Below are 11,070 nucleotides of genomic sequence, written 5' to 3'. Positions count from 1 at the left end.
ATAATGTTTAAAAGTTACACATCCAACGATAATCTGCTTTTACCTCCGTGTTTAGGCGATTTTATTCCCCAGAACGATCCGGTCCGGGTTGTTCACCGTATAATAGAACAGATAAACCTTGAAGAACTTTACCGTAAGTATTCCACTAAAGGTTGTTCTGCATACCACCCACGCATGATGCTTCAGATTCTTGTCTATGCTTATTTGCGTAACATCTATTCCAGCCGTCGCATCGAAGAGTTCTGTCGTAATGACATACGCTTCATGTGGCTTACTGGCAATGTTACTCCTGACCATAATACCATCAACCGTTTCCGCAGTAGTCGTCTGAAGGATGTACTGAAGACCGTTTTCGCTACTATTGTAAAGTTCCTCGTGGCAGAAGGTTTTGTAAGTCTTGATGTAGCCTGTACCGACGGAACTAAAATGGAGGCTAATGCCAACCGTTATACATTTGTATTGGGCAAGTCCATACATACCCGTATATCCGGAATAGCTGAACAGCTTGAGGAGATATGGCAGTATGCCGAATCTGTCACCAAACAGGAACTGCGTGATTCAGCTCCGGTTACATACCAGGATATTACCCCAGAGAAAGTGGAAAAGGCACTCGGGCAGATAGACGATGCCCTGAATGGGGTGGATGCTGACAAGAAAGTGAAAGCGAAGGTTAGGCGTGTAAGGAAGTCATGGCCTGAACAGTTCAGGAAATATGAATCACAAGGCCAACGGGGAGTGAATCGGCGTAAAGGGGAAATACAAGTAATATGTCTGTGTAATTACTCATTTGTGAAATCAGCTCCGTGTGATTTGAACTGCTTATGTTGAAGTAACCACATGGTTGCTGGCTATATCTCACGAATATTTCTGAGTACTTCTTAGAATTTGATTTAGGGGCACGTGGGCTTCCGTTGATAATCATAGTCCTTCTCATATACCCAATATTTTTTGAACTGTTGTTTCTATTTCTTTTTCGCTCACGAATATTATTTTGTAACTCTTGAAATTCATATTAAGGGCGTTTCTACTGACAAGTGTACGGAATATTTCCTGTTATTCAGGCTCAGTGCTTCCGTAGGCAATGATTGTAGTATCTTTGGGAAGGACGTTTCGCTGTACGTGGTGTGTTTCACCGTTGTGAATGCGGATAAAGGCTTGCTGGATAGGGATGGCACGTTCTATCATGGTTTTCATAATAGTGTCGTAGCTGCCGTATTTTATTTTGCTGATATATACTACAGAGACGCTTTTTGCAATATATGGATATACTTTTGATGCATCGTCGCGGATAACGCATTTGCCTGGAGTTCTTGTCCAACAACCGAAGCATCCTACACAGTTGGCTATTTTCATGGATGCGAGGTCTATGTATTTTAGATCCTCGCTTTCTGAAATTTGTGTATCGATATGTATGTCGCTCATTATCAGTTTCATACTACTTAACTGTTTTTCTTTTTATTCTGAATGTAAAACAATTATTTATGTGATAATGTTTCGCGGACTTTATTTGTAAAAACTTGCATAATAGATGATTATTGTTTACATAATTTACAGACATACAAATCTTTATGACGTAATGTGTTTTATCTATTTGCGTTTGTCTGTAATAAATAATGTAATATCTCTTATTCTTTTATCAGGAAACATAATTTGTATTTTATATATTCCCTCTTTCAACTTTTTGATTATTTCTTCAGGTTTGTTTTGTGTTCTGAAAAGCTCTATACCCGTAATGTCGTTTATAATAATAGAACTTCCTTCTATGAATTCAGGTAGTTTGTTTACGCATACTAATAGCTCATTACTGTCCGGAGTGTTCAGCTCCAGCGGACAGCTTTCGTTGCCATATCTGTCAATGCTTGTAACAGCCCAGAAAAGATTTTCACAGTCGCTTGATGTGTATTTGAAATCGCTGCAGCTGTTTTTTAGACAAATTATGTTATTGGCATTGTCCGTATCGACCGGATATATCGTTGATGCATATATTCTGTATGATATTCCTCCTCTTTTGCATGAATCTGTTTTTTCCCATTTCAAGACAATACCATCTGTTGTATATGATATATTTCCGTTACAAGGTGGAGATGGGGGAATGCTGTCCTGCCATGTCATAGGTGGTACGGCAGCCGGTGAAGAGTAGAATTTGTGTGTCAGGCTGTCAGTTAGTCCACATGTGTTTTTCATCAGAAATTCGTTTCTGAAGAATGCCTGTCCGTCCAGTCTGTTATGTCTGATAAAATGTATCTGCCTCATTATCTCGTCAATATCCCATTCCTTGGCTTTATGTTCGAGAAAATATACTCCCAATCCGGGCACTACCCATCGGCCGTGTTTGTTTTCCTGCCAGTTGAGAGCGAACGGATAAAACTGATTGTCGCGGAAATACATCATAGGGAATACTGCATCATGTATGCCTGATTCCAGCCATAGCTTTGCGTCCTGATAAACGGCATTGTATGCATTCCAGCCTTTTGAACTGTATCTGCGTGTATCGTTGTATTTGCCTACAGGAGAACTGCTTATCTTCACCCACGGCTTTATTTTTTTTACTTCATTATGGATTTTTCTTACTATTTCTGTGATATTATCCCTGCGCCATTGTGCAATGCTTTTTCCTTTTCCGTATTTTTTGAATGTCTTTGTGTCGGGAAAGTTTTCTCCGTTTTCCGGATATCTGATATAATCTAAATGGATTCCGTCTACATCATAATTCATAACTATTTCCTTTGCCATGGCAGATAGATATCCGGACGTTTCAGGATTGCCCGGATCCAGATACCATGCCCTTTTGAAGTGGATGCACATTGACGGCTTTTTCTTTACAACAGATTTATTGCCAAGCAGTTTTACCTGTCTGTCATTCCCGGCCGGGATGCATACCATCCATGCATGAAGTTCCATACCGCGCTTGTGGCATTCTTCGATGGCAAATTTCAGAGGGTCATACCCCGGATTGCCACCTGTTCTTCCGGTAAGTGATTCTGTGAAAGTTTCGTATATCGAAGGATAGATTACATCGCCCCTCAGTCTGGTCTGAAACAGAACGGTGTTGAAATTGGCTCTTTTCAGCATGTCTAAGTGTCTGCATAGTTCTTCTTTCTGCAGCTTGATTCCATATCCGGAAGTGGCTTTTGTCTTAGGCCAGTCAAGACCTCCTATGGTCGTTATCCATGCAGCTCTTATTTCATATTTGGGGGATGCGGAAATATTTGATATAAATATTATCAACAGGGATATAATAGTTATGATTCTTTGCATATTATTGAATTTTGTATGCAAAGATAGTGAGAGTTTGCCGAAAAAAACTTCTTTATGGTGCTAATATGTGATTTTATGTTTCATTTCTGACTAAATAACATTATTTTTGCAACTCAAGATGATAAAAATCAAACAAAAAATATTATGATAACATTTAGTTTAGCTTTAGTATTACTTATTGTAGGTTATCTGGTTTACGGAAAGTATGTTGACAGACTTTTCCAACCGGATTCATCACGCAAGACTCCTGCCGTAACTATGGCCGATGGGGTGGATTTTATTCCTCTTCCTACGTGGAAGATTTTTATGATTCAGTTTCTTAACATTGCCGGTCTTGGCCCTATTTTCGGAGCTATAATGGGGGCACAGTTTGGTACGGCGTCTTATCTTTGGATAGTATTCGGTACTATATTTGCCGGAGCTGTGCACGATTTCTTTTCAGGTGCGCTTTCCATCCGCAATTCGGGCGAGAGTCTTCCGGAGATTATCGGACGATACCTCGGTCTGACAACAAAGAAAGTGGCATGTATATTTACCGTGTTGCTTATGATACTCGTAGGTGCGGTGTTTGTGTCAGGTCCGGCAGAATTATTGGCCGGTATGACTCCTGATTATATGGATATGTATTTCTGGATGATAGTGATATTCATTTATTACATCCTTGCTACAATGCTTCCTATCGACAAAATTATAGGCCGCATCTATCCGCTGTTTGCTTTTGCCCTGCTGTTTATGGCTGTAGGAATCCTTGTAATGCTTTATGTCAAGTCGCCTGAACTGCCTGAAATGTGGGACGGTTTCGGAACAAAATATGAGAAGAATCCTATCTTCCCGATGATGTTCATTTCCATTGCATGTGGAGCAATAAGCGGTTTCCATGCTACACAGTCGCCGCTTATGGCAAGATGTATGGTAAATGAAAAACACTGCCGTCCTATATTCTATGGTGCAATGGTAACGGAAGGTATAGTAGCCTTGATTTGGGCTGCGGCTGCAACATATTTCTTCCACGAAAACGGAATTGTGGACCAGACTACTGGTATAGCTTATTCGGGTGCAAAGGTGGCTACGGATATTTCAAATCAGTGGCTCGGAACTTTCGGTGGAATACTTGCTATATTGGGGATTGTGGCAGCTCCTATCACCAGCGGTGATACGGCACTCCGTTCTGCACGACTTATAGTTGCCGATTTCCTTGGTATCGAACAGCGCAGCATTGCAAAACGTCTGCTGATATGTATTCCTATCTTCCTTCTTACAGTGGGACTACTTGTGTTCAGTTTCAGTAATGCAGAAGGATTCAAGATTATCTGGCGATATTTTGCATGGTGTAATCAGACTCTTTCTGTATTTACACTTTGGGCTATAACTGTCTATCTGGTCAAGAATAAGAAGAACTATTGGGTTACTCTCATTCCTGCCTTGTTTATGACATGCGTATGTTCTACATATATATTGATAGCACCGGAAGGTTTCAGTCTTTCGCCTGCTGTATCTTATTGGGGAGGAGCGGCATGTGTTATAGTAGCTGCAATATGGTTTGTGGCATGGTATAGAAAATCTGTTAAACACTAAAAATAGAGATGAAGAAAAGTTTGGTTTTATTGGCCTTTGTGGCTTTACCGGGGTTGATGATGGCCCAAAAGAAAGGTTTTGATTACAAATTCTATGGTCAGGTTCGTACCGACCTGTTCTATAACTCAAGAGTCAATTCGGAAACGGTTGACGGATTGTTCTATATGTATCCAAAGAATATTTCACCGGACTCGGACGGAAAAGACCTCAATAGTTTTGCCAACGGTGGTTTCTATACACTTTATTCCCGACTGGGAATTGATATCGACGGACCTAAACTGATGGGAAAGATAAAGACTTCGGCTAAGTTGGAAGTTGATTTCCGTGGTTCAGGTACTTCCTTTTCTATGTTGCGTATGCGTCATGTATATTTCAATCTCGACTGGGGTAAATCCGCTTTGCTTGTAGGTCAGACATGGCATCCTCTTTACGGTGATGTTGCTCCGGACATTCTGAATCTGAATATGGGTGCTCCGTTTCAGCCTTTCAGCCGTGCTCCACAGTTGAGATACAGATTTACCACTCAGGGATTTGTACTTACTGCATCAGCCATATGGCAGTCGCAGTATCTTTCTGTAGGTCCTGCGAACAATACTCCGGGAACTACGGCAACTGCTAAAAGCCAGAATTTCATTAAGAACAGTTGTGTGCCTGAATTCTATTTTGGAGCCGACTACAGAACTTTGGGAATGATTCTTGGTGCAGGTGTGCATGTATCGTCTATGACTCCGCGTACACAGTCGGAAACAGGCAATGGAGTATATAAGGTGAACGAACGTATCACAGGTGTTTCCGGTGAAGCTCATGTGAAATATGTGAAAGATAAATTCTCATTCTCTGCAAAGACTTTATTAAGTACAAACCTTACGATGACAAGTACTGTTGGCGGATACGGAGTGACTCATGTAGATGCACGTACAGGCGAGCAGGAATATGCGCCTCTGAGAGTATCTCATTCATGGGTAAATATGGTTTACGGAAGCAAATTGCGTTTCGGTGTTTTTGCCGGATATCTTAAAAATCTTGGAGCAAGGGAAGAGGTTTCAAGCCTGATTGGTACAGGTACAAATCTTGACCAGCTATCAAGCGCGACAGCCGAACTTACATACAATATTCCTAACTGGAAATTCGGAATGGAATATTCATGGACAGGAGCATGGTATGGAAAGAATGATTCCAAGGGTAAGGTATTTGATACCAATCTTGTGAAGAATAACCGTATAGTGTTTACTGCAATGTTCCAGTTCTGATAAAGTAGTATTAACCTGCAAAGCAATAATAATATGAAGACTAAAATTCTTTTTCTGTTTGCATCTTTGTTTGTTGCCTCTGCAAACTCTTTGGCAAGTCCGTTTGCCAAATATAAGAAGTGGCTTGACACGGACAAATTTTCAAACTATGCATCTGTCACTTTGCTTGACAGTACAAATGTGTCTGTACAGCCTACCGGACAGGGAGCATTCTCTGTAGTAAAGGCCATTAAGATACAAAACCTGAAGGGAGTGGTTATAAACCGTGTTCTGAAGTATGATTATGACCCTTTGACTGCCGCTGCAAGGTTCAAAGTTGTCAGGGTTTATCATGAGGACGGGACATATACCGAAGTGGACGTCAGCAAGACCTGTGATTATGCGGCACCTGCAAGAATGATTTACTGGGGTGCAAGGCAGATTATGTTACAGCTTGATAATCTGAAACCGGGAGATATAATCTATTATGAGATAGATAAGAAAGGTTTCACATATGCACTTCTTGGGGCGGAGAATGAAGATGATTCTCGTTTTATTCCTCCTATGCGCGGACAGTTCTATGATATTGTACCTTTCTGGGTTTCAGAGCCAACCATGAGAAAAGTCTACAGAGTGGGGATGCCTATGGAAAAAGAACTTCAGTTTCAGTTCTATCAGGGTGAATGTTCCTCATCTATGCGTTATGAGGATGGAGGGAAGGTATATACATTTGCTATGGACGATGTAACGCCTTTCGATAAGGAACCTAATATGGTAGACCTTTTCGATGCCGCTCCTAAACTTATGATGTCAACTACTCCTGATTGGAAAGAAAAATCACGCTGGTTCAATAAGGTAAATGAGGATTACGGCAGTTTCAATGCCATCCCTGAAGCGCAGAAGAAGGTTGACGAGCTGATAAAAGGCAAGAAATCTGAAATGGAGGAAATAGCTGTTCTCACACACTGGGTAGCTGACAATATCCGTTATGCCGGAATTACAATGGGAAAAGGTGAAGGTTTCACACTGCATAACCTGAAAATGAACTATACAGACCGTTGTGGCGTATGTAAGGATATAGCAGGAACATTGGTGGCATTCCTTCGTATGGCAGGTTTCGAGGCATATCCGGCAATGACAATGGCCGGTAGTAGGGTGGAAAGCATACCGGCCGACCATTTCAATCATTGTGTGGCTGTGGTGAAACTAAGCAACGGTACTCTTATGCCTCTGGACCCTACGTGGGTTCCTTTCTGTCGCGAATTGTGGAGCAGTGCCGAACAGCAGCAGAATTATCTGCCGGGTATTCCTGAAGGTTCCGACCTTTGTGTGACTCCGGTTTCAGCACCGGAAAACCATTATGTACGCATCCAAGCCGAGAATCGACTGAATGCTGACGGAACTTTGGTTGGAAAATTCACAATATCAGCCGAAGGACAGAGCGACAGCAATATACGCCGTATTTTTACAACGGGTTTCCAAAGCGAATGGCGAAATACAATGGAAAAACAATTGCTTAATGTTTCTCCAAAGGCAGTCATGAAGAGTGTGAACTACGGACGCTCTCCAAAAGACTATCAGAAAGCACCAATAAGCATAACATTCACTTATGAGATTCCTGAATATGCAATGACAGGCGATGGTGAGATGTTTTTCAAACCATTCGTAATGAATAATCTTTATACTCAGGTGCTGTCTTTCCTTCGTATAAATACAGACTTTAAGGACCGAAAGTATGGATTTAAGGATTCTTGCTCACGCCTTGTAGAGGTTGAGGAAAAACTGTCTTTACCTTCAGGATATAATATGCTTGGTGAAGAAAGGAAGATAAGTATCGATGGTGAGGCTGCCGATTTTGCTGGAATACTTAAACAGACAGGGGATAAGATTATTCTTGATACTAAACTTTCTCTTTATAAAAGGGTTTATACAGCTGATGATTGGGATGACTTCCGTAATTCTGTCAATGCCTATAAATCTTTTGGTGAGTATATTGTAGTTAGAAAATAAATAAAGCGTTAGATTATGAAAACCATAAAACAGTATATATGTCTGATATGCTTGCTTTTGATAGTATCTCCGGTTTATTCCGTTCCGGAAGCAAGTTTCAGAAAACTATATAAAACATATACTCTCAATCAGGATGGAAGCATGGAGGAAAGAGTATATAAGGAACTGAAGATTTACACCCATGCAGCAATGAACGGCAAGTATGGAGAAACTTTCATCGTTTATAATTCGGAGTTTCAGGAACTTAAGATAAACGAATCTTATACCATACAGAAAGATGGAAATAAGGTTGTTACTCCTGCTAATGCCTTTGTGGAAGTACTGCCTTCTTTTGCGGCAGATGCTCCTGCATATAATCATCTGAAGGAGATGGTAGTGGTTCATACCGGACTTGAACTCGGAGCAACTATTGTACTTGATTATTCTATCAAGACTAAAGCAACGATGTGTGGTGAACTGGATGTTTTTACCATGATTAAGGAGCTTTCGCCTATAGAGGATTTCAGGCTTACGGTTAATGTTCCGGAATCGAAAAAGCTTAATTATGAGCTTCTCAACTCTTCTGCTAAGCCGGTTGTAGAAGTAAGTAATGGCGTAAGAACCATATCTTATAATCTTAAGAATGTAAAGCCACGTCCGTACTCTTATCCGGTTTATAGCGCTTCTGTTGGTATTGTGCAGCAGGTGGCAAGTGGAATGATGACTGCATTTACTGCTTCAACATATGAAAGTAATGCCGCTGCTCTTGAGGTGCTAAAGAAGCAGTTTACGGTGGGGGACAGCAAAGTCATCGAAAACAAAATTCTTGAAATAAAGAAAGAGACAGGTGATGATAAGAATAAACTCCGCATGGCTATAAATAAGTTTATGACATATTTATATAGTATGAAAGGACAGTGCGGAGTTTCGTTAAGTCAGGCTGGCTACAGAGTGCGTCCGGCTTCGGAAGTTCTTCTTTCCATGTATGGTTCGAGAGCCGATTTGGCAAATCTTGATAAGGTACTGCATAGGGCTGCAGGGCTTGAGGCGGAGATTAAGGTAGCTTCGGTAAAAGCGTCCGATATGAACAGTGTAGGATTAAGTGGTGTCGTAGCTGTTCTTTCAGACAGCGAGATGAATACATACGCTAACGGATGGTACTCAGACGTTCAGGATTATATGTTAGTAACTGATTTGAATGGAGTCAAGTCTTCGTTGATAATAGATAAGCCTGAAAAGCCTACAAAGAATATCAAGACTATTGAGGTGAATAAAGATAACTGTAAAGAACTTTCTGGCGGATATATTGCTGTAACTATTCCTGATACTCATATAGTCGGAACTCTTTATCCTTATTCGGCTAATACGTCAATAGCGGAGAATATGATACTGCCTCATAAGTTGCATTGCGTAATGCAATATAACGTTAAGTCTCCTGAAGGAAAGACATGGATTGAAAAACGAAATGTGAAAGTTTCGAATGAAGTGGGAGAGGTGAGTGTTGAATATGAACTTTCAGGTGATGAAGTTAAAGTTACATATACATACAATATTGACGAACAACTTATTACAAGGAGTAATTACAGACAGTTCTATTCTCTTATGAGTGAATGTAAGGATATGAATAATTACACATTGATGTTCAAATAAAAAAGAAAAGGAGACCAAACGGCCTCCTTTCTTTTTATGGTAGAAATAATTTTCAAATTATTTGTCACCACGGATAGCAGCGATACCAGGAAGGATTTTACCTTCTATAGCTTCAAGCAAAGCACCACCACCTGTAGAGATGTATGATACCTGGTCAGCCATACCGAACTTGTTGATACAAGCTACAGAGTCACCACCACCGATGAGTGAGAATGCACCTTCTTTAGTAGCTTCAGCGATAGCTTCAGCGATTACTTTAGAACCACCTGCGAAGTTGTCCATTTCGAATACACCTGCAGGACCGTTCCACAAGATAGTTTTAGCACCCTTGATAGCAGCCTTGAACTCTTCGCGAGTCTTAGGACCTGCATCAAGACCCATCCATCCGTCAGGAATATTTGTATCGTCGCAAACCTGAGTGTTAGCATCGTTAGCGAAAGCGTCAGCAGCGATACAGTCGCAACCTAATACAAGGTTAACACCTTTAGCCTTAGCTTTTTCGATGATATCAAGAGCCAACTGAAGTTTGTCGTCTTCTACCAATGAGTTACCGATTTTACCACCCTGGGCTTTAGCGAAAGTAAATGCCATACCACCGCAGAGAATCAGGTTATCAACTTTATCCATCAAGTTTTCGATGATACCGATCTTAGTAGAAACCTTAGAACCACCCATGATAGCTGTGAAAGGACGTTTGATGTCTTTCAATACGTTGTCAACAGCTTTAACTTCTTTTTCCATCAGGTAACCCAACATCTTGTGGTCTGCATCGAAGTAGTCAGCGATAACAGCTGTAGAAGCGTGTTTACGGTGAGCAGTACCGAATGCATCCATAACGTAGCAGTCAGCGTATGAAGCAAGAGTCTTAGCGAATTCTTTCTGAGAAGCTTTCATTGCTTTCTTAGCATCTTCGTAAGCTGGATCTTCTTTTTCGATACCTACCGGCTTACCTTCTTCTTCAGGATAGAAACGGAGGTTTTCAAGCAAAAGAACTTCACCTGGTTTAAGAGCTGCAGCAGCGTCAGAAGCTTTTGCACAGTCCGGAGCGAATTTTACTTCAACACCAAGAGCTGCAGAAACAGCGTCAACAATCTGGCTCAAAGAATATTTAGCGTTTACTTTGCCTTTTGGTTTACCCATGTGTGACATGATGATCAAAGCACCACCGTCAGCAAGGATTTTTTTCAATGTAGGAAGAGCACCGCGGATACGAGTGTCGTCTGTGATTTTACCTTCTTCATTCAAAGGCACGTTGAAGTCAACGCGAACGATTGCCTTTTTACCGGCAAAGTTGAATTTGTCAATTGTCATCATAATCTTAATATTTTAATTAAAGAGTTTTTTCTTTATTTCTTAGACGCTCGCAAAG

Annotated in this window: 8 protein-coding genes; 5 read left to right on the top strand and 3 right to left on the bottom strand. The window is 40.9% G+C overall.

Annotated elements, in window-relative coordinates:
• The coding region (locus QZ379_RS04900; RefSeq protein ID WP_291558890.1) for a transposase at positions 1–828 on the top strand (828 nt) is incomplete at its 5' end.
• A gap of 225 nt (positions 829–1,053) precedes the next feature.
• Here QZ379_RS04900 and QZ379_RS04895 read toward each other — a convergent pair.
• A complete protein-coding gene (locus tag QZ379_RS04895) occupies positions 1,054–1,434 on the bottom strand; it encodes a flavodoxin family protein (protein WP_291558888.1) in 381 nt (126 codons plus the stop codon).
• A 153-nt stretch (positions 1,435–1,587) separates the two neighbouring features.
• Positions 1,588–3,258, bottom strand: coding sequence for a family 10 glycosylhydrolase (locus QZ379_RS04890; protein WP_291558886.1), 1,671 nt, complete (start codon positions 3,256–3,258; stop codon positions 1,588–1,590).
• Between the two features lie 144 nt (positions 3,259–3,402).
• Between QZ379_RS04890 and QZ379_RS04885 the strand changes: the two genes are divergently transcribed.
• From QZ379_RS04885 to QZ379_RS04870, 4 genes are read left to right on the top strand one after another with little or no spacing between them, the layout of a single operon-like run.
• Positions 3,403–4,833, top strand: a complete 1,431-nt coding sequence (locus tag QZ379_RS04885) for a carbon starvation protein A (protein WP_291558885.1) — start codon at positions 3,403–3,405, stop codon at positions 4,831–4,833.
• An 8-nt stretch (positions 4,834–4,841) separates the two neighbouring features.
• Positions 4,842–6,083, top strand: a complete 1,242-nt coding sequence (locus tag QZ379_RS04880; protein ID WP_291558884.1) for a DcaP family trimeric outer membrane transporter — start codon at positions 4,842–4,844, stop codon at positions 6,081–6,083.
• Between the two features lie 33 nt (positions 6,084–6,116).
• Positions 6,117–8,072: a DUF3857 and transglutaminase domain-containing protein gene (locus QZ379_RS04875; protein WP_291558883.1), complete on the top strand. Its 1,956-nt coding sequence runs from the start codon at positions 6,117–6,119 to the stop codon at positions 8,070–8,072.
• Between the two features lie 15 nt (positions 8,073–8,087).
• Positions 8,088–9,701 (top strand): DUF3857 domain-containing protein, encoded by a 1,614-nt coding sequence (locus tag QZ379_RS04870; RefSeq protein ID WP_291558882.1) that lies wholly within the window; start codon positions 8,088–8,090, stop codon positions 9,699–9,701.
• 57 nt (positions 9,702–9,758) lie between these two features.
• Here the strand turns inward: QZ379_RS04870 and QZ379_RS04865 are convergent, their stop codons facing one another.
• Positions 9,759–11,015 carry a phosphoglycerate kinase gene (locus QZ379_RS04865; RefSeq protein WP_291558881.1) on the bottom strand — a complete coding sequence of 419 codons (1,257 nt, stop codon included), beginning with the start codon at positions 11,013–11,015 and terminating at the stop codon, positions 9,759–9,761.
• Between the last annotated feature and the right edge of the window lie 55 nt (positions 11,016–11,070).

Origin of the sequence: Bacteroides sp., assembly GCF_019417265.1 — a bacterium.
In the GTDB taxonomy this organism is placed as follows: domain Bacteria; phylum Bacteroidota; class Bacteroidia; order Bacteroidales; family Bacteroidaceae; genus Phocaeicola.
This window is presented reverse-complemented; position numbering and strand designations above follow the sequence as displayed.